This window comes from Paenibacillus rhizoplanae (assembly GCF_042684125.1).
GTDB classification, from domain to species: Bacteria; Bacillota; Bacilli; order Paenibacillales; family Paenibacillaceae; genus Paenibacillus_AQ; species Paenibacillus_AQ rhizoplanae.
Map to the genome: position 1 here is coordinate 91,674 of NZ_JBHUKY010000023.1, position 21,743 is coordinate 113,416.

Consider the following 21,743-nt stretch of genomic DNA (forward strand, 5'->3'; position numbering starts at 1 on the left):
AAGGGGAAGAGGTGGGATAATATGGATAAACCATTAGATAAGTACTCCTCGAATAACGGCCCGCTCACAGTTGTGCAGCAGCATATATCGGCGGCATCCGGGGAGCCATGGCGTCTGTCTGCAGAGTCCAGGGTTCGGATTGCAGACAATGCCAGATCAGAGGATAACAGGGTTCTGAATGACACCCTCTTCATTGTTCTCACGGAATTCATTGGCAGTCTGACGCCAGCGGATCAGCTTATGGCTGTTCTCTATGGACAGTGTGAGTCAGCCGCTTCAGGAGATATCGTCATTGAGCTCATGGAGCTTGAAGCAGCGGGCCACTTGGACAGCCAGGAAGCTTACGTCATTGACATCGGACGTTATGCGAAGATTACCGCGTCAAGTGAACGGGCGGTGATGTATGGATTGCGGATGCTGCTGCAGAGGCTGGCGGCAGACGGCTTCGTGCCTTGCGGAACCATGAGCGATTCTCCCGCAGTGGCGGAACGGGCGCTGCATATCGACATCGGCCGTAAATTCTATACCGAAGATTGGATCTTGGACAGAATCAGAGAGATGTCTCAGCTCCGGCTCAATACGCTGCAGCTTCATTTCTCGGAGAACGAAGGCTTCCGCTTGATGAGTGAGAGCCATCCCGAGGTAGTGTCGGAGCAAGCTCTAACCAAACAGGAGATGGCAGCCATTATCCATGCCGCCCGGCGGTATCATATCGACATTATCCCTTCACTGGATTCACCGGGGCATCTGGGACAGGCGCTCCGCACTCATCCCGAGTGGTTGCTTAAGGATGCATCGGGAACTCCGGCTCCGGGGGCGCTGGATATTACGAATCCGGCTGCCCGCCGGTTCGTGCTGGATTTGATTGACGAATACGCCGAGTTATTTGCCGGCAGCCGCTATTTTCATATTGGCGGGGATGAATTCATCAACTTCGCGGAGTTCGATAAGTATCCACAGCTCGCGGAGTATGCCCGGAATGTCCTGAACATCAGCGGCGGCACGGGCGTGGACACTTATATTGATTACCTTAACGAGGTTGCTGAGCATCTGGAGTCGAAGGGCTGGACCGTCCGTGCCTGGAATGATGGTCTGTACCGTGCGGATCTGACCCAGCGGGTCGCGCCTAAGCCATCGATTCAAATCACGTATTGGACGAAGTGGCACCCGATGATGGCCCCGGTGGAAGACATTCTAACCAAGGGACATCAGGTGGTTAACTACAACGATGGCTACTTGTATTACGTGCTGGGCGAACATGCGGGCTACACGTATCCGACAGGCGAGAAAATCCGCGCCTCCTGGCATCCCGGCCTGTTCCCAGCCCGTACCGGGGAAGCCAAGCAGGAGTATACTGGAGTGTATCCGCGCGAACTCATCGGCACCACCTTCTCCATCTGGAGTGACAAGCCGGAGGCGCAGACGGAAGCGGAAGTGGCGTCAGCCCTGCGCGGCCCGCTGCGGGCAATGGCGGAGCTGGCTTGGTTGGGGAAGCGAAATGCGGCTGAGTAAATGGCTGAATAGACAGCAGAGTAGACAAATTGTATAGCTTTCTATAATTGCAGCAACGGATACCTTCCTCTTTAGGTGGAGGTCCGTTGCTGTTTTTTTGTGTGAATGCCAAAAACCGAACACATTGGGCACACGCAGCGTCCAAGGACCGAATGTATGCGGAAAACCGAACATATCATAATGCCTAAATATCTTAAATTCATTTTATATACATTTATGCTATCATATTACTCAAAAAAGACAGGCGGTGCAGGTGTGCAGAATATCAAAGTCTATCATTATGATGCGTTCAGCAGCATTACAAACAAAGGGAATCCGGCAGGGGTTGTCCTGGACGGCGGAGCACTCTCGGAGGAGCAAATGCAGGACATTGCAGCGAAGGTTGGTTTCAATGAGACGGCGTTTCCGTTAAAATCCAACCTGGCGGATCTCAAAATCCGCTATTTTACCCCAGGGCATGAGATTAATCTCTGCGGCCACGGGACCATGGCGTTGTTATATGCCATGAAGACAAAGGGGCTGCTGGGAGACGCCAGTGAGTTGACCATCGAGACTAAGGCAGGGATTCTCCCGGTCCGTTTCACTGAAGAGAGCGGCGGACTCTATATGACGATGAGGCAGGCCAGCCCGCAGTTCCAACCCTTCAACGGATCACTTGAAGACCTGGCCCGCTTGATCGGCCTTGAGCCCGGTGATATTGATCAGACCCTGCCGACCATGTACGGCAGCACTGGAACATGGACCTTACTGGTCCCAATTGCTAGCCTTGATGCCTTCACACGGATGGTGCCGGACAACAAACGGTTCCCTGAGGTGCTGAAGGAGATGCCCCGCTCGTCCGTTCACCCGTTCTGTCAACAGACGTATGATCCTGAGGCACATATGCACGCCCGCCATTTCTCCTCCCCGTTCTCCGGGACCACCGAGGATCCGGTCACTGGCACCGCCTCCGGGGTGATGGGGGCTTATTATTCCAGGTACATCGGCGGACAAGCCCCCTCCTTGGAGCTGCTAATTGAGCAGGGCCTTGAGATCGGCAGGGACGGCAGAGTCAGGGTGTCCGTGTCAGACAATGGCAACACAATAGAAGTGACTGGCAACGCGGTTTATGTGAATGAATTTGATGTGATGCTGTGATTTCCCTCATTCCTGTGATGTGTCAGTTCTCCCCCTTGCCATAATGTAATCCCGCCTGATAGGCCTGTTCAAGCAGTGCTTCATAATGCGCGGGCGGCGAATCCAGGGTCTCGTAAAAGAATTCAACCTTGGAGTCTGTGATTCCGCAGTAATCGGCAATTCCCACGTTCAGCAGACGAGTGGTGGCCTCATCATAATTACGTTTCTTCATCTGCTCCTCCGATACGCCTGCCAGAGCCAGCCACAGGGCACGATAACCATGCAGGTTACTTGTGCCGTAGGCAACCCTGTTGTTCAGCACCCGGTCGATATACCCCTTCAGCATGGCCGGCAGATGCCACCACCACAGCGGAAAAACAAATGCCAGGCCGTCATGCTGCCGCAACCGCTCCATTTCCCGCTCTAATTCAGGAGAATAGGGCTGTTCCTGTTCACCTGCGGTCATATTGAGTTCCTCCCTCCCCTGCAGAACAGGGTCAAAGCCAATTCCATGCAAATCCAATATCTCATAGCCGTGTCCGGCTGCGGTAAGTCCCTCTGCGAAACGGCGGGCGACCTGGAAGGTCAGGGAATCTTGTCTTGGGTGCGATACGACGATTAATACGCTCATGCTTGTATCTTCACTACCTTTCTTAACAGCAGGTTTGTAGCCATGTTCCGTGGCTGATGCTATTATAAACAGGAATAAAATAATCTGGAAGTACGCACTTTGCTGTTCTATAGGAAGGTGTATGTTCCATAGGAACTTTGAGGTACCCTACATAATGGAGGCAGAAGCAATGACTGAACAGAATGGCGATAGCGTTCCCAAAAAGTACAAAGTAGGCGTAGAGGCGGCGCTGGAAGTGATGGGCGGCAAGTGGAAGCCGTTAATTATCTACCATCTTATGACCGGACAGAAGCGCACCTCCGAGCTGCTGCGGCTCATCCCCGGCTTAACCCAGAAGGTGCTGACCGCCCAGTTAAGAGGCCTGGAGAGCGATGAGATTATCTCGCGGACCATCTACCAGGAGATTCCACCTAGAGTGGAGTATGAGCTGACGGCCTACGGCTGGGGGCTGAAGCCCGCGCTGGATCTGTTATGCTACTGGGGAGAGGAACACCTGGACAGGATTCATGGCGACAGGTCCAAGGTGCTGGAGGACTTTTAGGCAGCAGAGAGAGACAGAGAGGAAAGGGGTAAGAGCATGGAGTTTGCAAGTCTAACCACAGTCGTCACCCTCATTAACATCGTTCTGGCACTGGGCTTTCTGTTCATTGAGCGCAGGGAGGCGGGGTATACCTGGGCTTGGCTGATGGTGCTGTTTTTCATCCCGATTCTGGGATTTGTTTTGTATATCTTTTTCGGGCGCAATCTCAAAAAGAAGAATTTCTACAAGCTCTTCATCGAAGAGCAGGAATATGTCCAGGCTGAAGCGGACAAGCAGCTGGCGGCCTTCGCGGAAGGGGTGGACGACAGGTCGCAGCTGATGCAGAACTATGCCCAGCTGATTAACATGAATATCCGTTCATCGCACGGCCTGTTATCCAGCGATAATGAGATTGTCATTTACAGTGACGGCCACCAGAAGTTCGCCGCGTTATTCGAGGATATCCGCTCTGCCCGCGCAGAGATCAACATTCAGTATTACATCATTCAGCCGGACCAGCTCGGCACGAAGCTGAGGGACGAGCTGATCCTGAAGGCGCGTGAAGGCGTGAAGGTGCGGCTGTTATATGATGAAGTCGGCTCGAAGCGGATTTCACGGCATTTCTTCAAGGAGCTGCGTGCGGCCGGGGGAGAGGTCGAGGTGTTCTTCCCGTCTCTGCTGAAGCCGCTGAACTTCCGGATCAACAACAGAAATCACCGCAAGCTGTGTATTATTGACGGAAGCATCGCCTATATCGGCGGCTTCAATGTGGGGGATGAATATCTCGGGCAGGTTCCGAAGTTCGGCTACTGGCGGGACACTCATCTCCGGATCACCGGAAACGCAGTCAGCCATATCCAGGGCAGATTCATCCTCGACTGGCATCAGGCCGGGAGTCATGAGCGCGGGGATTACGGGGAATTCGTCTTCAACATGGAGCAGCACACAGGGACAAGCCCCGTCCAGATCATTACCAGCGGCCCCAATTCGGCGACGGAGCATCTTAAGAACATGTATATTAAGCTGATTTTGTCAGCCAAGGAGAGCGTGTATATCCAGACCCCTTACTTCATACCGGACACAAGCTTCATGGATGCCTGCAAAATCGCCCTGCTCTCCGGAGTAGATCTGCAGATCATGATCCCGAGCAAGCCTGACCATCCGTTCGTGTACTGGGCCACCTGGGCGTATGCCGGAGATCTGCTGAATTACGGGGCCAAAATCCTGCTCTACGAGAACGGCTTCCTGCACGCCAAAACGATTGTCGCAGACGGGGAGGTTGCCTCTGTCGGGACGATGAACATCGATTCGCGCAGCTTCCGGCTGAACTTCGAGGTCAATGCCATTGTGTATGACCGGGCGATTGCCGAGCAGCTCCAGGACATTTTCCTGAATGATGTCAGGCTGTGCTCGGAGCTGACCGCCAAACGTTATGCGCAGCGCTCGCTGGTGATCAAGCTGAAAGAGGGGATTTCCCGGCTGCTGTCGCCTATTCTGTAAGGAGAGTGGAGCGTGGGCAGCTGTATTTTATTGAGGGAGGGTATATGAACTATGGTTTGAATGCAGACTTTTCATCTCACCGAGAGCAGATGCCTGAACCTCTGAAACCTGACCCGGGGAATTCACGAGAGCTGTGATGGTTTATGTCTGGTATCCGGCCGCAGGCAAGAGCAGTAAGCAGAGGGAAGCTTTTGCCGGATCCTTGGGAATCCCATCATTCTCCCTTGATTATTACTGTTACATTCATACGAAGGCTATTCCTAATGCCGACTGACTGCGCTCAGAAGATCTTATCCGTTGATCCTGATCAATTCTGGTCTCGGTACCTCCAGTTTGCTGCATACCTCGCTTACAGACAATCTGGAAACAAATGGTTATGATGTAGCGGCTGTAGATCTTACCTACAGTATAGCAGCAACTCTATTTTCATAGGGCACAGTTGCCGGATTTTAATCAGCGATCATTTCAAAGCAGTAGATACGCAACTGGGCAAAGTATGAAACGACGATAATCGCTTTGTCCTGAGTCAATTGAAGCAACAAAATTGTGGAATCTACTTGTGCTGGATTTCTTCAACGGGCATTCGAAAGAAATTCATGAGGAAGGAGAGGATTTCGGGACTGGCAGGCATGAGGAGGAGGTTACAGCCACAAATATTAAGATTATTACATATTGATTTAAAAAGAGGGAAGCGATCTTCCGGTGAAATACCAGGAAAGATCACTTCATATTTCAGACTCTATTTATTTATTATTTTTTAACTTAAACTTTCTTAATAATGCACCGACAGCTTTAACGATTGAAAACACCAATATCCCTAAAATAATTAAAGATAATATGAGATTGGGCCACATTATTTCCAAAGTTTTCACTCCGTCTCAGCGATTAAGTTTTTTATATTATTCATTATATGCCATTATCTTCGCTAAATGAACAACTTCATACAAATCATTAATATATAGAGTAGAGTTCTCGTAATTGGACTTATTATTTTTTTTAAGATAGTTATCTATATATTCTAGCGTTTTCTCTTTGTTCTTAGAATTATTAATTCCATTGATATCTTTCAATACTTCATTTGCTAAACTTGTAGATAAAATATCTCCATATTCGCTTCCATTTATTTCTATTTTTTTCTGCTCTTCAACTGGTAGAAAGAGATAACTGCCGTCAGCAAGTTTTAACTGATTGAGCTTTTCAATTATATCTTTCTCATTTATCGGTATCTCCAACCATTTTTTTATAAAATAAGTATAATAGATGGCTTTCATACTTTTTTGCTCTATTTGAGTTAAATTATTTTCAACTTTTATTAAATTATCTTTAATAAGATTCATAACAGGTGTAGATATTTTCATATTTAATATCTTATTAATGAATAAGTAATTGTAGTGAATTTGTAGTTTATATTGATGATTAATATTTATCGTTGTTTGATCAGATTCAGGAGTTTGCTTTAATTCGTTTTTTAAATGCTCTTCCAAGGAATTATTAATTTTATTTTTTAAATCACTATCAAATTGAACCTTTAACTCTTCTGCAAGAGAAATCGTGTTTTTTTCTTCTGCGAGTGACCTACTAAGATTTTTTTCTTCTGTCATGTTTAAGATTTTAGACAACACTATTAACTTGAGTTTTTCTTCATCTATCTTTATTAAACTTCCAAAAAACTGATTGATTTCAAAAGAATAGTATGTCGTAGTAATATCAATTTGATTTGTAAATGTGTTTAAAAATCCGGCTACTTGATCATTTTCAAAATAAGTTTCTTGGAGTGATTCAACGAGTCCATTATCACGACTTGTAGAACTACAGGCAAAAGTAAAGAGCATAAATATAAAGGTTAAAGCGACTAGTAAAATTTTTCTACTCAAAGCATTCATCCTTCGTTAGATAAAGTAGCTATGTCAGAAAATTCGTTCTGACATAGCTCTTTATATAATAATTATTCAGATTATTATTGTTTTGTCGCTGTTCCAGTTACATTTAGTATCCCACCAGCGTGAGTGAAAACAGCTTCGGGATACATCATATAAACAGAAACATTTGCGTATGTGAGTTTTGAAATGCCTACGCTTGCTGATGTACTACCACTTGCTGTCTGAGTCAGTTGTTTTGTTTTTCTTTGTTTTCGCTTGGGACATTTCGAGAAATAAACTTATGAGCTGCTGAAGCGCAGACTGGTTTTCCAAGTTGCTGATTTCATCGGTAAAGTGGAAAAATAATCCTCCCATTCACGTTTTTGACTACGGTTGCGGACAAAGACAAACTTTACGGGTAACTCACAAGCCTTTTGTACAATAATCGAGCCTTTAATGTCTTTTTCATTCGAGGCAGGAAGGCTTTGAAACACTTCAAGTAGCGTAATTCGTACGCGTTGCACCAAGGGTCAATATGTCATGGTGGATGAGTATACGCTGGAACGGATGATGGAGATGGACGGGGCGGAGATGATGGATACGCTGGAGAAGCTGATTGAAGGCGGGAGTGAATACTACGATATTGACAAGCTGTGGGAGGAGCTGCATCTCACGCTAACCGGAGTCTCGGCCAGTGAACCTGTTGAAGGGGACCCGTTAAGTGAAGCTGTTGTCGGCGTCCATGTGTTTGAGCTGGAAGAGGAGGACGGGTTCTTCGCCTGCACGGAGCAGGATGAACTGGAGGACATTATTGCGGCGATGCAGCAGGTGGACTTGGAGAAGCTGGAGACTGGTGACGTTGAAGAGGCGCTGAGGCAGCAGGTGACAAGTGAGTTTACCGGACTTTTGGACTTTTACAGGAGGGCAGCGGCTGCGGGGAAGCATGTTATTTTCAGTGTAGTTTGAACGGAATAGCGCGAAGCGCCGGGACCTCCTTAGGAGGGGGAACCGGGCTTCAGTTGTTTCTGGAGATAATATTTCGTCTGGCCTTCATTCGGACAATCCTTGATTTCACCGAAGATCTCATACCCCTGCTTCTGATAAAAATGCGGTGCCTGCCAGCTCATGGTGGTTAATTCGCTAACCTTACAGCCGCATTGTGAGGCTCTGTGCTCCAGCTCTTCCAGTAGGGTCTTGCCGAGTCCATGCCCCCTGTATCCGGGGTCAACGGCCAGCAAGTGCACGTTCAGGATATTCCAGACCAGTTCCCCGGTAATGCCGCCAACGAAGATGCCGTTCTCGTAAGCGGCGAGGGAGAGTACCTCACGCTGATAAGGCGGAATGCTGCTGTCCATGCGGCGGCTGTGTTCCTCCAGCAGTCTGGAGATTTCCTGCTGATTCTGAGCAAGATCCAGTTCTATGATGTTCATGAGTATGCCTCCTTAGTATCTGAATTCAATTATAGTCATTATATCAAAATAGAGCCTGCGGACGATGCCGCAGGCTCTATTTGTACCGGGACAACGGCTGGAGTGCCGTCCGTTATTCCGGGGAGATGTACAGGTCTTGGGGTCCCGCAAAGTACCTGAGTATTCATCGAAGTCAGGTCTCCACTTTGTGTGGCGATTTTAGTGCAAATAGAAGAATTTATATGTTTTACACGATAATTTATCCTTCTATTTCTCGCTGAAACGGTACCGTCCTTACTAGGACGGCAAAGCCGTTTCTACTTGTTTTGTCCGCTCTCAGCATTCAGCTTGGCGATCAGCTTATCGCCTTCGACATCGAGATTCGGCAGCAGGCGGTCCAGCCATTTCGGCAGCCACCAGGCTTTGTCGCCGAAGACGGCCATGACGGCCGGAACGAGCGTCATCCGGATGATGAAGGCATCGATCAGGATACCGAAGGCCAGGGCGAAGCCGATCTGCTTAATCATCGCATCCGGGGCGAAGATGAAGCCGGCGAAGACGGATACCATGATCACACCTGCGGCCAGTACGACCCGGCTGGCCAGATCATAGCCGTGAATAACACTCTCCTTGCCATGGCGGCCGTGGACATAAGCTTCACGCATCGAGCTGACGAGGAAGACCTGATAATCCATAGCGAGTCCGTACAGAATACCGGTGACCAGGATCGGCATGAAGCTCAGCAGCGGTCCGCCGGTATCGAAGCCGAACAGCGAATGCAGCCAGCCCCATTGATAGACGGCGGTGGTTACGCCGAAGGTGGCAATAATACTTAACACGAAGCCGACGGTTGCTTTGATAGGTACGATAATCGACCGGAACACCAGCAGCAGTATGATCAGCGACAGGATAACGATGATCCCGATGTACACAGGGAAGGCATCGGACAGCTTCGAGGACATATCAATATTGATGGCCGTGAAGCCGGTCACGCCAAGATTAATATTGTTGCCGGTGGTCAGGCTGGACGCTGGATCGCGCAGCTCCTGTACAAGGTCTCTGGTTGCGGTATCTGTGGGCCCTGTCTTCGGAATCAGGCTGATAATGGCGAGCTTGCCGGTGGGATTCAAGCCCAACGGGGACACGAGTGCAACGTTATCATGCATTTGCAGTTCCTGCACCAGCTTGCCTACGACCTGCATCGAGAGGGTATCAGTCGGATTCTTCGGCTCTGCTACGAGCAGGAGCGGGCCGTTGAAGCCTTCGCCGAACCCTTTGGAGATGACATCATAGCTCTGGCGGGCCGGAGTATCCAGGTTCGCCGAGGCGCCGGATGGAATACCCAGCTCCATCTTGGTCACCGGGATTGCGGCTGTGCCCAGAACCAGCACCACGAGTATAATGATGGCCCAGCGATATTTCACCGTAGCATTTGCCCAGCGGTGAGAGAAGCTGTGCTGGGATTTTTTGGCGGCTGTGCTGTGCTTGGTCCGGGCTTTGGCGGTTACGATCCGTTCACCGACCAGGCCGAGCAGCGCAGGCAGCAGGGACAATGCCAGCAATACATTGATGAGAACACTGGCCGCAGCCACCAGTGCCATTGTCGATAAGAAGCCGATGCCAATGACGAGCATGCCGCACAGGGCGATAATTACGGTCAGACCGGCGAAGAATACCGCGCTGCCGGCGGTGCCGAGTGCCCGGCTTGCTGCTTCTGCTGCGCTTAATTTCTCATCCAGGATCAGACGGCGCTGCCGGTTCACAATGAAGAGCGAGTAGTCGATCCCTACCGCGAGACCGATCATCACGGCAAGAACCGGTGTAATATCGTTCATCTGGATCAGGCTGCCGAGGGCAAAGGCACCTCCGACGCTGATGCCGACTCCGAGAAGCGCGGTCAACAGCGGCAGGCCTGCGGCTACAACCGAGCCGAGCGTCAGGAACAATACGATGGCAGCAACGGCCACGCCGATAGCTTCCGTGGAGCCGATGGCCGGCATGCTTTTGAGCGAGTCGCTTGGAATCGCGGTAATGCCTGAACCGGACTGTTCAACCTCAGTTACGGTATCGATGATATTATCCGGCACCTCCGATGGCAGAGATGTCTGTTGAACCGTGAACTGGAACTGGAATAGGGCAATACTGCCGTTAGCCGACAGCATCACGCCGGGAACGGGAGCGCCATCAACGATCAGCGGACCGAACGGTGCTGCCTGAGCGGCAGCGGCAGGATCGGCGGCAGCTTGACCAGCGGCGGCGGAAGGATCAGCAGCGGCTTGGCCCGCAGCAGCTTGCCCAGCGGCGGCGGAAGGATCGGTGGCGGCTTGGCCCGCAGCAGCGGCAGGATCGGCAGCGGCTTGGCCCGCAGCAGCGGAAGGATCGGTAGCGGCTTGACCAGCAGCAGCGGAAGGATCAGCAGCGGCTTGCCCAGCGGCTGCCGCTGCTTGTGCTGCCAGCTCTATAGGATTGATGACATATTCCATGTTGTACACATCATTAATAGCTTTTAGAAGCAGCGCTGTACGCTCAGGCGTATCCAGACGTTCTCCGTCCGGAGCCGTGAAGGCTATACTAGCCTGGCCTCCGGCCGCAGCGGGCAGCTCTTTTGTCAGCTTATCCAGCACTTTTTGCGACTCTGTGCCTTCAATTTTCATCTCGGAGCTTGATTGAATGCCATTGACTCCAATCAGGGTGCCTACAACTCCGAGTACAATGATCCAGACTGCAATGAAGGCCCAGGGCTTGGCATAAGCCGATTTACCTAAGCGGTATAGAAAGGTAGACATGTAATGGTTTCTCCTCTTTATCTGTGAATTTAGAAGCCGTTGCGTAAATAAGCGAACATGGAATTCAGGTATTGGTCAAACGGCATGGCATCGGAGCCTTCGCTCTGCTGTTCACCCGGGAGCATAACATTGAGCCGTCCGTCCACTATAGGTACGAAGGCACCATAGACGGCACCAGCCAGCAGATGGGTATACCCGTCGGAATAGCGCCCGTGGGAGAACTGCTCAAGCACCTCTTGGGCTGCGATCTGCAGACGACGGAATACGCTGAGAATATAAGGCTCCAGGGACGGGTACTGATTCGCCAGCGATACGAACTGCCGCAATTTATGCAGGAACTCAGAAGTAAATTGCAGCTGTAGCAGATTGTATAGAGCGTCCAGCGGTGTAGCATCTGCCGGAAGCCCGGCAAGCAGGAGCTTATCATCTTCTTTGTTGGCACTGCCGATGAAGTAGGCGGCGACTGCCTCCTCCTTACAGGAGAAGTAATTCGCAAAAGTCCGCCGGGAATACCCGGCCTTCTGAACAACATCGTCCACAATGAAGCCGTCCATGCCATGCTCAAGCGCAAGCTCGAAGGCCGCTACGGCTAAGGCGTAGGAGGTGGCTTCCTTTTTTTTGTCCCGCAAATTCAGTTTCGAATTCAAATTTCAACGTTCCTCCTTTCCCTAAGATCTATAAGCTCTATAGAATCTATAGGTTCTATTATTGCTCAAAGGGAAAGATTGCACAATGAGCATCGAGTGACGGAAATGTGAATGTTTTAAATTTGGAGAAGTGGGCTGGAGAAGATGATGGAGGTTTAGGGGATTAAGTTAGGAGGGCGTGGGGAAGGGAGTGAAGTGGGAAATAGTTGTGAGGATAATGAGAAGTTAGTGGAAGGCAATTGAGTAAATGAGTGAGCAAATGAGTGAGTGAGAGTTACTGTGGGAGTAAGAGTAGGAGAATAGGAGAGTAGGAGAATAGGAGAGTAGGAGAGTAGGAGAGTAGGAGAGTAGGAGAGTAGGAGAAGAATAGGTGAGTAAGTGAGTAGTACGTGAGAGGAAGAGTAACATTGGTGTAAACAGACGATAGCACGAGCAAATCCCCGGGCGGATAAGAGCAGAGCTGAAGAATGCGCCTTCATTCGTGAAGGGACAGCATTTTTGACTTCTTTTGTCATCCGTGAGGTTTTACATTAAATGGCTGCAGGCGTAAGATTCAATCAACAACCGAATGAAATGACACTGTTCTTGAAATGGCTGAATTCCGTAACGGGAACGGGGGAACCAACTGGTGCAAGCGGCTTAAGGATTGGCTGCTGAGTACCCGGGGTGAATCCTTGCCAGTGTGCTATTATGGCTCCGGTGAGGTAGGGCAATCTCGCTGCCCGAATCCGTCAGCTAACCCCGTAAGCCTCGAAGAGAGAGGATGAGCGCCATGATCGATTAACCGACCACGGAGAGCCCTGCTGCTGCTGTGGTCTTTTTGCTGTGCAGGAAGGGGATAATCCCACTGATTGCGCTGAAAGTGGGCTGGATGCGGAAATGAGAGGGGTATATCCCTCTGATGGTGGCGAGAGTTTGCTGGGAGGCGAAGAGCAGGCAGGTGCGAGAGCAAATGAAGAGCACAAGTGCCCCTGATTCCCGGCAATGTTAGCTAAACGAGCAAATGAAGAGCACAAGTGCACCTGATTCCCGGGAAAGTTGGCTAAACGAGTAAATGAGGAGCACAAGTGCACCTGATTCCCGGCAATGTTAGCTAAACGAGTAAATGAAGAGCACAAGTGCACCAGAATCCCGGAAATGTTAGCTAAACGAGCGAATGAAGAGCACTAGTGCACCTGATTCCCGGCAATGTTAGCTAAACGAGCGAATGAAGAGCACAAGTGCACCTGATTCCCGGCAATGTTAGCTAAACGAGCAAATGAGGAGCACTAGTGCACCTGAAGCAAGTAGCGTCTCAGCCCCCACCTGACCAAGCAGCTCAAAGTGGAAATTAGGGGCAATAGTGACGGAAAGAAGCACAATTAAATCATATAACAACATTAATTAGTCATTTTAAATTCGAATTAGTCTTTTCATTTACCACAATAGTCAGTTTCCGCATCGCCACTACAGTCAGTTTTCTTATAGCCATATTACATTGAAAGGAGGGGTTACCATCGCTACTGTATTTATCATCTGCTTCTGGGTGGGCCTCCTGCTTATCCTCAGCGGTAGTATTCATGGGCACGGCCTGGCGGGCCACCTGCATGTCGGGGGAGGGGATGCCGGTGGGCCGGGCTTTCTACCGATTCTACCACTGATGGTGTTTGTCACCGTCTGGGGCGGCACGGGGTATATGCTTGTCAAGTACAGCGGGATGCAGCTGCTCGCTGTGGTGCTGGTCTGTACCTTGATCGCCCTGCTGCCGGGCATTCTGCTCTACACGGTGCTGGCCCGGGTGATGACCCGGTATGACAGCAGTATGAGTGAACTCGATTATGAGCCGGCCGGCCAGCTCGGCTATATCAGCATTGCCGCAGCGGATGGGGCCGTGGGAGAGATGAAGTATGTGCTGCACGGAACCATGCGCTCCATCGGCGTGCGGGCCGAATCCGGTCAGTCGCTATTGCGGGGCGATCGGGTGATTATTGTGAAGACGGATAAGGGGATCGCAGCGGTCACTTTGTTCGAGAGGGAAATGGAACAAAACTAACGGGGAGTGTCGGAGCAAATGTTAATTTTATATGTAACCGGAGCTATTGTATTAGTGATTCTGCTGGCGTTAACCAGTATTGTGACCGCGTATAAAAAGGTTCCGCCCAATCAGGCCATGATCGTATACGGCCTCGGCGGCAAAAGAGTGGTCCAGGGTGGCGGGACGTTCGTCATCCCCGGCTTTCAGAACAATAAAACCATCTCCATGATGCTGATGAGCTTCGATGTTATTCCGGCGCAGGCCATGTTCTCCCGTCAGGGCATCAAGCTCAACCTGGAGGCAGTCGCCCAGATTAAGATTAAAAGCGATCCAACCGCTATTCTCACAGCCAGCGAACAGTTCATTGACCGGCCGGAAGAGGACCGTGAGACGATTATTTTGCATTCGGTGGAGGGTCATCTGCGGGGCCTGATCGGCCAGCTCACCGTAGAATCTATACTCAAGACCCCTGACGAGATCAACAGCAAGATGCGGGAGACCTGCTCGGAGGACCTCGACAAAATGGGGCTGGAGGTGGTCAGCTTTACCATCAAGAAGATTACCGACGACAAAGGGTACATCGACAATATGGGGGTGCCCGAGATTGAGCGCATCCGCCGCGACGCCAGTATTGCCAGGGCTGAAGCCGAACGCGACATTCAGATCAAACAGGCCGAAGCAGAGAAGGAATCCTCCATTGCCAAAGCCAATGCCCATCAGGCGACCATAGAAGCGGGAACCGCTGCCCGTGCGAAGGAATCCCTGTTCGAGAAGGAGCTTAACATTAAGCAGGCGGATTTCAAGCTGGAGACCGAGGTGAAGAAGGCGCAGGCGGATCTGGCGTATGAATTGCAGCAGAACAAGATCAAGCAGTCACTGGTTACGGAACAGGTGAAAATCACTCAGATGGAGGCCGAGGCCAACCGCACAGTCCGGGAGATCGAGGTCGAGCTGAAACAGCGGGAGCTGGAGGCAACGGTGATCAAGCCTGCGGAGGCGGAGAATCAGGCGACGATCATGAGAGCAGAAGCCGCCAAGCAGCGGAAGATTCTGGAAGCGGAAGCCGAAGCAGCTACTACGACCAAGCGTGGACTGGCAACAGCGGAGACTGATCTGGCAAAGGGGAAAGCGAATGCGGAGATCGTCCAGCTCGCCGGAGCTGCGGAAGCGGGAGCGCTGCAGAAGAAGGCCGAGGCGTACAAACAGTTCACCCAAGCCGCCTTAACCGTGGAATTCCTGAAAATCCTGCCCGAGCTGGCTGAGAAAATCGCTTCCCCGCTGGCCAAGGTAGATAAGATCACCGTCATCTCCCAGGATGGGGCGTCCGCAGGCGTGAACAAAATTACCGGCGATATCGCCAAAATCATGGCGCAGGTGCCTGAGCTGACCAAGACGCTGACCGGCATGAATGTCACAGAGGCGCTTAGCGGGTTACTTGGCCGGGAGCATGAGCAGGAACAGGAATAGGAGTAGGAGGAGAGGCAGGTAGTAAGTAGTTAATGAACCGGCAGCAAGCCGCCTTCCTGACTGCATCTCTCCACAAAAAACAGGCGTCAATCTCCAAAAGGAGGCTGACGCCTGTGGTATGTCTGAAGCTGTAGATCAGCGCTGCACCACTCTCAGGCGGTAAGTGCAGCTTGCGTAATCTCCGCGCAGGTCGGAGACTACCAGACCCATACGCATCAGGCGGTCACCGCCGAGCGGTGTGCCGCCGAAGGCCGTCTGGAACGGAGCAGAGCTGTCGCCTCCAGCGGCCGCAGAAGCTTCTGCGCCGCCGTGGACATGCTCGTTGCTGCCGGCAGCTCCGGTCTCGATTACGTAATCAACCTCCGGGTTCAGCCCCTTGAGCGTAAGGCGTGAGATAGGCGGATTCGGTCTCGCAAGTACGCGGAAGTAAGCGACGAAGGCTTCGGTCTTGTCCTCGCTGACGAACATCCAGGCGGTCTCACCGCTGCCCTCGAACGGACTCAGCAGACGGTACATATCCCCTTGCTGTACCAGTGTGCGGATCTCCTTGTACTGGGCAATCTGCCGGGCGGCCAGGTCCTTCTCGGCTTCGGTGAACTTGGTGAGGTCCAGCTCATAGCCAAAGTTACCGCTCATTGCCACATCGCCGCGCGTAGCGAGGGAGGTAATGCGGTCCACCTGATGGTTCGGAACGTCAGATACATGCGCGCCCATGCTGCTGGCCGGATAGACGATGCTTGTGCCGTACTGAATCGCCAGACGCTCAACCGCATCGGTGTTGTCGCTGGTCCAGGTCTGCGGCATATAGAACAGCATGCCCGGATCAAACCGGCCGCCGCCGCCGGAGCAGCTCTCGAACAGAATGTCAGGGAAGCGCGAGGTCAGGCGTTCCAGCAGATTATACAGGCCGAGCATATAGCGGTGGGCGGTTTCTTTTTGCCGCTCTGGGGCGGCCTTCACCGATGCAATCTCGGTCATATTGCGGTTCATGTCCCACTTGATATAGCGGATCGGGGCACTGGAAAAGACCGTGCTTAACGTCTCATACAGATAGTCGCAGACCTCCGGGCGGGAGAGATCCAGGATCAGCTGGTTGCGGCCTTCTGTGCGGCGGCGTCCTTCGGCATGCAGGCACCAGTCCGGGTGCTTGCGGTAAAGCTCACTGTCCGGCGAGACCATCTCCGGCTCCACCCATAGACCGAACTGTACGCCTTCCTTGTTGACCCGGCCGGCCAGATCCGCCAGACCTTCAGGCAGCTTGCGGCGGTCCTCGAACCAGTCGCCGAGTGAGCTGTTATCCTTGTCGCGTCTGCCGAACCAGCCGTCGTCAAGGACGAATAGCTCAATGCCGAGCGGGCCTGCTGCTTTGGCGATGGTTGCGATTTTGTCCGCATCGAAATCGAAGTAAGTCGCCTCCCAGTTGTTGACCAGAATCGGCCGGGCCTGATCACGGTGAACACCGCGGCAGAGCCGGGTCCGGTACAGCCGGTGATAGGTGCGAGACATGCCGCCGATGCCTTCGCTGGAATAGACAAGCACGGCCTCCGGGGTCTGGAAGGATTGGCCCGGCTCCAGCAGCCAGGAGAAGTCGAACGGATTAATTCCGATGCTTACACGGGTCTGTCCGAACTGCTCCACCTCGGCCGTAGCGCTGAAGCTGCCGCTATAGACGAGACTGAAGCCATAGACGTCACCCTGATCTTCATCTGCACCCGGGCGCAGCAGCGCAAGGAACGGGTTGACCTGATGGCTGCTTGATCCGCGCCGGCTCTCCAGGGACAGCGCGGCTCCGGGGTTAAGCGGGTGGCGCTGAACATGGCGTTCTCTCGCCCATGCGCCGCTCAGGTGCATGGTGTCATAAGCAGAATCGGCAAAATCCACCGATGCGCTAAGCGCCTGCTCCAGCCGGAGCGGGGCATCGCCGTTATGCTCGAAGCGCACAGAGCGGGTAATCGCCTGATGATCAGCGAATACCGTATAGAGCAGTCTGACCGTCAGACCGGCGTAGTCATCCTTCAAGGTGAGTTCAAGTGTAAGCGCTTCTGCTTCGTTCTCTGCATAGACCGCAGGCAGTCCATCCAGTGCCGGTTTGCCCGGCGTGATTACATAGCCTGCATATTGCAGCTCTGAGATCCGCGTGCCGTCCGCAAGCTGAACCTGATAAGCCGGCCGCCGGAAATCACTCGTCCCATACTGCGGATACTCCTGAGGCAGGGCATCTAGCGAGAGGGCGGGCTTCTGCGGCAGCGGGGTTGGTGAGAAGGAGGCGCGTTCACGCAGCTCCAGTGCTCCAGCCAGACTGTCATCATGACGGAGCCGTGCGCCCCAGTAGACATGGGCAGGGTAACCCTCTACCAGTTGGATGATATAGCTGGTGTCTTTGGACTGAAGGTGAAACAGCCCTTGCGATTCATCTGCATAAATGTTCATAATCTTAACACTCCTTGTGTGATGGGATAAGGTCCGGATATCTTGGAAAAGGCAATCAAGATTGCTGTGCAGCCGGGCTGCGTTAATCCATTGTTCCGCCGCTGGTCTCGCGGACAATCAGCTTCGTGCCGATCATCGAATGCGAAGGGGCTTCGCGTCCTTCGAACCGCTCGGCGAGCAGCTGAACCGCAGCTTTGCCCATCTGCTCGGGATAGGCGCGGACCGTTGTCAGCGGAGGCTGAACATAGGCCGCCATCTCGATATCATCGAAGCCGACGACAGCCATCCCGGCAGGCACCTGTATCCCGTGATCATGCAGGGCGCGCAGAGCGCCGACCGCCAGCGGATCACTGGCGGCGAAGCAGGCCGTAGGCCGCCTTACCCCTGCCAGCAGCTCACTCATCATCCGGTAGCCGTCAGCACTGGTCCAGCTTCCGGTGCGGATCAGCGCCGGATCATAGCAGCCCTGGCTCTGCATAATCCGGGTGTAATGATGCCTGCGGCGCTCCTCCTCGCTGCCGCCTCCGATGAAGGCGATCTCGCGGTGACCGAGCTCCAGCAGATGGCCCAGCGCCTGATCGACAGCCTGCCGGAAATGCGTCCGCACGGAGTCATATTCCGTGCGCTCCGAGTAATGGTCGACAAGCACCGTGGTGCCCCCGTCCGGGTGCAGCTTCGCAAGCTCTCCCGGCTGGAAGCTGCCGCCGACTACGATAAGCCCGTCACCCGCAGGCCGGAGCGGGGCTGGCGTGCTGTGTCCGCGCAGCGTCTGGCCCAGCCGGATGCCCAGCTCTTCACAGCGCAGCTCCACGCCGCGCCGGATGGAGCCGTAATAAGGGTCGTCCCGTTCCTCTTCGGGTGAACACCAGAGCAGGAGCGAGACGGTCTTGCAGCCCAACTCATTCTCCCGCTTCAGCTGCCGTACCCGTGAGGGCTTGTAGCCCAGCTGCCCGGCCACGGCGAATACGCGGCTGCGTGTCTCCTCACTGACAGCCAGCGACAGGTCGTTATTTAGCACTCTGGATACGGTTGCGGCTGATACGCCGGCTTCCCGGGCGATGTCTTTAATCGTTGCCAAGCTGATCACGCCTTTTTAGTTAATAAATTTACTAAATCTTCGCCTTTATCCTATCATCCCTTTAGCGTTCTTTCAAGCAAATTTTGATGAGCGCTTACATTGGGAGGGGATTGGACGCAGGATCACCGCCGTATCGCCTCGCCCCAACATTCTCGCGGACCTGAAAGCCCTTATCAGCGCCAAATTACACCATTAGGCAGGCTAGGCGGACTCAGAGGCCGTTAACTAACCCATTACTCCTCATTTATAGCTGCAAATGGCAACATAAGCGCTCCTGAGTCCGCAAGCATAAGAAAAGTTGGTTTTTTCGCATTATAGCGTCATCTGAGTCCGCCAGATGCCGATTAAGCTTAAGAAGAGTCTGGACCAAGGTTACAGCAAGTCTTGCTTTGTTGTTCGGCCCTTGCTCTTCGGAAATTGCTATGCCACAGCCCGCTATTCCGTTTGTACGCAAATAAAAAAAGGCTGCCTATACCGGCAGCCCTGTCCACTTTTCCACATTATTACGTTATCCCATCCCTATCATTCTACAGCAAGCTCACCGAATAAATGCCCCACAATCAGATCCGCGCACTCTTCAGAAGTATTCTCATGCGTGTTCACCTTGAAGCCATAACCGATGTCACGTGCCATCAGCTTGTGCTGCTCTTCCGACTGGTCTTCGCCTCTGTGTTCACGGGCCAAATTGCGCTGGCGGCAGATGTCCAGGGGACAGAATACTTCTACCATAGTTAGCGGGTATCCGGCGAAAATATCCTTCACCTTCTTATAATGAGGCGTGAGGCCCGGCCGCTCCACCAGGATGCCGTCAATCAGCACATGCTTGCCATGATCCGAGAATAATTTGGCGGTATGATACATCATGATAATAGCTTCACTAAGATACTTCCAGTAATCTTCACGCAGGTAACGTTCCCCGATTGTTTCTTCGAACAGGTCATTGGCTACCACATAAAAGAATTCCGGCGATCTCGACTGTATCGCATCAACTATTGAGGTTTTGCCGGAGCTGGTCACTCCGTTTAGAAATACGATTTGCCCTTTGTTCATTTGAATTTTCTTCCTTTCGTCCTTCGTTTAATTTCCTCCCGCATTCCCATCGATCTGCTGCATATAATCCCGGGGAGAGAGCCCGGTGACCTTCTTGAACACCTTGCTGAAATAGAAGGCGCTCTCATAGCCGAGCTTCTGGGAGATTTCGTAGATCCGGCCTTCGCCGCGGACCATCATTTCCTTGGCGGCGGTGATTTTGGTCTCTGTGATATACTCGACATAGTTCACCCCGGCGACCTTGGAGAACAGGTGGCTCAGATAGTTGGGGCTGAAGTTGAACACATCCGCCACCTGATGGAGCGAGAGCTTGGTGCCGAGATTTCTTTTGATATACTCCTGGACGTTCTTCACCACCTGCTCCTTATAGCTCTGTCTGCGGGTGGCGAGCATTCGGACGCAGCCGTCCCGGAACTGGACGAGCCAGCTGATAATCTCCTCAATCGTATGCATCTGATAGATCGCCCGGTAGCCTTCCGGCTCCTGCTCGAAGATCTGCTCCACCATGTTCTCCCCGTCCGCGAGCAGGGAGGTCGCCATATACAGAATATTGCAGGCGGCATCGGTGGCGGGAACGAGCAGATCGGCCCGTCCGTCGAAGATCTCGATCATCCGGGAGATGATGCTGTGCAGGGCGCGGGTATCCATTTCTTCAAAAGCTCTGCGGATCTCCAGCCGCGATTCCGAGAAATCAAACAGCAGATGCTCCTGCAGGGGAGCTTCGCCTTCCGTGAAGAAGACGAAGGAGCGCTCCTTCACAGCGGCGGGCAGTGCCTTCCGGGCAGCGAGATAGCTCCCCTGCAGCAGATAAGGATCTTCCGCCGCGAAGCCAATCGCCCCGATAATGGTCACATTGAAGTAATTATGCAGCACGGAAGCCATGTCCGCCAGCAGCTTCTGGATGTCAGGCATCCAGAGCTGCGGGTCCGGGCCCGGCACAGGCAAGGTCAGCGCGAAGTTGCGCAGATCCAGACTGGTTACATAACAGGCGCTGAGCGACGAGAGCGTATCCTTCGCCATCTGTACAGTGCTTGAGCATAAGGCCACCAGCTTATCCCCACGCGGCGGGACGGTGTCCGGCCCGAGAATGCGGCAGGTACAGACCAGATAGGCCGGCGCGGAGAGGTCCACCTCCAGATCCTCCTTTTGCAGGAGGTACTGGTTCTTGTTCTCGAACAGACCGCTTAACAGCCGGATGAAGAATTTATCGCGCTGGGCCTGGAGATTGCCGCGGTGGACCAGCTTCGGATAGCTCTCCATCGTCTGGTACTCCTCCAGAATACTAATGGCCCGGCGGATCGATTCGGCCAACGCCTCCGGGGTTAGCTCCAGCTTCACCAGGTAATCGGTGGCCTGGACCTCAATCGCTCCGCGCGCATACTGGAATTCCTCGTAGCTGGTCAGCATGATGAACAGCGGAAGCCGCCCGTACTTGCGGCGGACGGAGCCGGCGACCTCAAGGCCGCTTTTAATCGGCATTTTGATATCGCTGATCACAATGTCCGGGCGGAGGGTGTCGATCATCTCTTCCTCCTGTGCGCCGTTATGGGCGATGCCGACAATCTCAATGTTATAGTGCTCCCATTTCAGCATGGACTGGAGTCCGATGCAGACCAGGGCTTCATCATCTGCGATTAATAATTTGATCAAGCTCATCACATCCTTGCTCAGTATGCTATTGTTTTGGGGTCTCCGCAAAGTACCTGAGTACTCATCGAAGCTAA

The 21,743-nt window shown here is 52.7% G+C and carries 16 protein-coding genes, 1 pseudogene and 1 riboswitch; of the genes and pseudogenes, 7 read left to right on the forward strand and 10 right to left on the reverse strand.

The genetic code is table 11. The annotated features are described in order from the left end of the window. Window positions 1–21: 21 nt before the first annotated feature. Both ACFSX3_RS13520 and ACFSX3_RS13525 read left to right on the forward strand, forming a co-directional pair. A complete protein-coding gene (locus tag ACFSX3_RS13520) occupies window positions 22–1,512 on the forward strand; it encodes a beta-N-acetylhexosaminidase (RefSeq protein WP_209984864.1) in 1,491 nt (496 codons plus the stop codon). A gap of 255 nt (window positions 1,513–1,767) precedes the next feature. Next, window positions 1,768–2,649: a PhzF family phenazine biosynthesis protein gene (locus ACFSX3_RS13525; RefSeq protein WP_209984861.1), complete on the forward strand. Its 882-nt coding sequence runs from the start codon at window positions 1,768–1,770 to the stop codon at window positions 2,647–2,649. Between the two features lie 22 nt (window positions 2,650–2,671). On the opposite strand, the gene ACFSX3_RS13530 is transcribed toward ACFSX3_RS13525, so the two are convergent. Next, a complete protein-coding gene (locus tag ACFSX3_RS13530) occupies window positions 2,672–3,259 on the reverse strand; it encodes an NAD(P)H oxidoreductase (protein WP_209984858.1) in 588 nt (195 codons plus the stop codon). A 169-nt stretch (window positions 3,260–3,428) separates the two neighbouring features. Between ACFSX3_RS13530 and ACFSX3_RS13535 the strand changes: the two genes are divergently transcribed. Next, complete coding sequence (locus tag ACFSX3_RS13535) at window positions 3,429–3,800, forward strand: winged helix-turn-helix transcriptional regulator (RefSeq protein ID WP_209984855.1); 372 nt, start codon at window positions 3,429–3,431, stop codon at window positions 3,798–3,800. Between the two features lie 36 nt (window positions 3,801–3,836). After that, window positions 3,837–5,279 carry a cardiolipin synthase gene (cls, locus tag ACFSX3_RS13540; RefSeq protein ID WP_209984852.1) on the forward strand — a complete coding sequence of 481 codons (1,443 nt, stop codon included), beginning with the start codon at window positions 3,837–3,839 and terminating at the stop codon, window positions 5,277–5,279. Between the two features lie 899 nt (window positions 5,280–6,178). Here cls and ACFSX3_RS13545 read toward each other — a convergent pair. Continuing rightward, on the reverse strand, window positions 6,179–7,153 hold the full coding sequence (locus ACFSX3_RS13545) for a hypothetical protein (protein ID WP_209984849.1): 975 nt from the start codon (window positions 7,151–7,153) through the stop codon (window positions 6,179–6,181). Window positions 7,154–7,387: 234 nt separating this feature from the next. Continuing rightward, a pseudogene (locus ACFSX3_RS33310) lies at window positions 7,388–7,665 on the reverse strand (IS4 family transposase); the annotation flags it as partial. Between the two features lie 13 nt (window positions 7,666–7,678). Between ACFSX3_RS33310 and ACFSX3_RS13550 the strand changes: the two are divergent. Further along, window positions 7,679–8,104, forward strand: a complete 426-nt coding sequence (locus ACFSX3_RS13550) for a DUF1877 family protein (RefSeq protein ID WP_209984846.1) — start codon at window positions 7,679–7,681, stop codon at window positions 8,102–8,104. A gap of 29 nt (window positions 8,105–8,133) precedes the next feature. On the opposite strand, the gene ACFSX3_RS13555 is transcribed toward ACFSX3_RS13550, so the two are convergent. The 3 genes from ACFSX3_RS13555 to ACFSX3_RS13565 all read right to left on the reverse strand — a co-directional run bounded on the left by ACFSX3_RS13555 (window position 8,134) and on the right by ACFSX3_RS13565 (window position 11,980). After that, a complete protein-coding gene (locus ACFSX3_RS13555) occupies window positions 8,134–8,568 on the reverse strand; it encodes a GNAT family N-acetyltransferase (RefSeq protein ID WP_209984843.1) in 435 nt (144 codons plus the stop codon). 296 nt (window positions 8,569–8,864) lie between these two features. Next, on the reverse strand, window positions 8,865–11,333 hold the full coding sequence (locus ACFSX3_RS13560; protein WP_209984839.1) for an MMPL family transporter: 2,469 nt from the start codon (window positions 11,331–11,333) through the stop codon (window positions 8,865–8,867). 29 nt (window positions 11,334–11,362) lie between these two features. Next, on the reverse strand, window positions 11,363–11,980 hold the full coding sequence (locus tag ACFSX3_RS13565; protein ID WP_209984837.1) for a TetR/AcrR family transcriptional regulator: 618 nt from the start codon (window positions 11,978–11,980) through the stop codon (window positions 11,363–11,365). A 582-nt stretch (window positions 11,981–12,562) separates the two neighbouring features. Further along, window positions 12,563–12,745: riboswitch (cyclic di-AMP (ydaO/yuaA leader) on the forward strand. Window positions 12,746–13,457: 712 nt separating this feature from the next. Here ACFSX3_RS13565 and ACFSX3_RS13570 point away from each other — a divergent pair. Together ACFSX3_RS13570 and ACFSX3_RS13575 are read left to right on the forward strand one after the other, a co-directional pair. After that, a complete protein-coding gene (locus ACFSX3_RS13570; protein ID WP_209984835.1) occupies window positions 13,458–14,012 on the forward strand; it encodes a hypothetical protein in 555 nt (184 codons plus the stop codon). An 18-nt stretch (window positions 14,013–14,030) separates the two neighbouring features. Next, window positions 14,031–15,461 carry a flotillin family protein gene (locus ACFSX3_RS13575; RefSeq protein WP_209984832.1) on the forward strand — a complete coding sequence of 477 codons (1,431 nt, stop codon included), beginning with the start codon at window positions 14,031–14,033 and terminating at the stop codon, window positions 15,459–15,461. Window positions 15,462–15,596: 135 nt separating this feature from the next. On the opposite strand, the gene ACFSX3_RS13580 is transcribed toward ACFSX3_RS13575, so the two are convergent. From ACFSX3_RS13580 to ACFSX3_RS13595, 4 genes are all read right to left on the reverse strand, one after another. After that, a complete protein-coding gene (locus ACFSX3_RS13580) occupies window positions 15,597–17,891 on the reverse strand; it encodes an alpha-galactosidase (protein WP_209984830.1) in 2,295 nt (764 codons plus the stop codon). An 82-nt stretch (window positions 17,892–17,973) separates the two neighbouring features. Further along, entirely contained in the window at window positions 17,974–18,969 is a 996-nt protein-coding gene (locus ACFSX3_RS13585) for a LacI family DNA-binding transcriptional regulator (protein WP_209985173.1), read from the reverse strand. A 522-nt stretch (window positions 18,970–19,491) separates the two neighbouring features. Next, a complete protein-coding gene (locus ACFSX3_RS13590) occupies window positions 19,492–20,019 on the reverse strand; it encodes a phosphotransferase-like protein (protein ID WP_209984827.1) in 528 nt (175 codons plus the stop codon). A 27-nt stretch (window positions 20,020–20,046) separates the two neighbouring features. Then, window positions 20,047–21,669, reverse strand: a complete 1,623-nt coding sequence (locus tag ACFSX3_RS13595; RefSeq protein ID WP_209984823.1) for a helix-turn-helix domain-containing protein — start codon at window positions 21,667–21,669, stop codon at window positions 20,047–20,049. Window positions 21,670–21,743: the final 74 nt, after the last annotated feature.

Bases quoted from the DNA above. Each gene is read 5' to 3' on its own strand.
- ACFSX3_RS13520 (WP_209984864.1), top strand. From the start codon at position 22: ATGGATAAACCATTAGATAAGTACTCCTCGAATAACGGCCCGCTCACA.
- ACFSX3_RS13530 (WP_209984858.1), bottom strand. From the start codon at position 3,259: ATGAGCGTATTAATCGTCGTATCGCACCCAAGACAAGATTCCCTGACC.
- ACFSX3_RS13535 (WP_209984855.1), top strand. From the start codon at position 3,429: ATGACTGAACAGAATGGCGATAGCGTTCCCAAAAAGTACAAAGTAGGC.
- cls (WP_209984852.1), top strand. From the start codon at position 3,837: ATGGAGTTTGCAAGTCTAACCACAGTCGTCACCCTCATTAACATCGTT.
- ACFSX3_RS13550 (WP_209984846.1), top strand. From the start codon at position 7,679: ATGGTGGATGAGTATACGCTGGAACGGATGATGGAGATGGACGGGGCG.
- ACFSX3_RS13555 (WP_209984843.1), bottom strand. From the start codon at position 8,568: ATGAACATCATAGAACTGGATCTTGCTCAGAATCAGCAGGAAATCTCC.
- ACFSX3_RS13560 (WP_209984839.1), bottom strand. From the start codon at position 11,333: ATGTCTACCTTTCTATACCGCTTAGGTAAATCGGCTTATGCCAAGCCC.
- ACFSX3_RS13575 (WP_209984832.1), top strand. From the start codon at position 14,031: ATGTTAATTTTATATGTAACCGGAGCTATTGTATTAGTGATTCTGCTG.
- ACFSX3_RS13580 (WP_209984830.1), bottom strand. From the start codon at position 17,891: ATGAACATTTATGCAGATGAATCGCAAGGGCTGTTTCACCTTCAGTCC.
- ACFSX3_RS13590 (WP_209984827.1), bottom strand. From the start codon at position 20,019: ATGAACAAAGGGCAAATCGTATTTCTAAACGGAGTGACCAGCTCCGGC.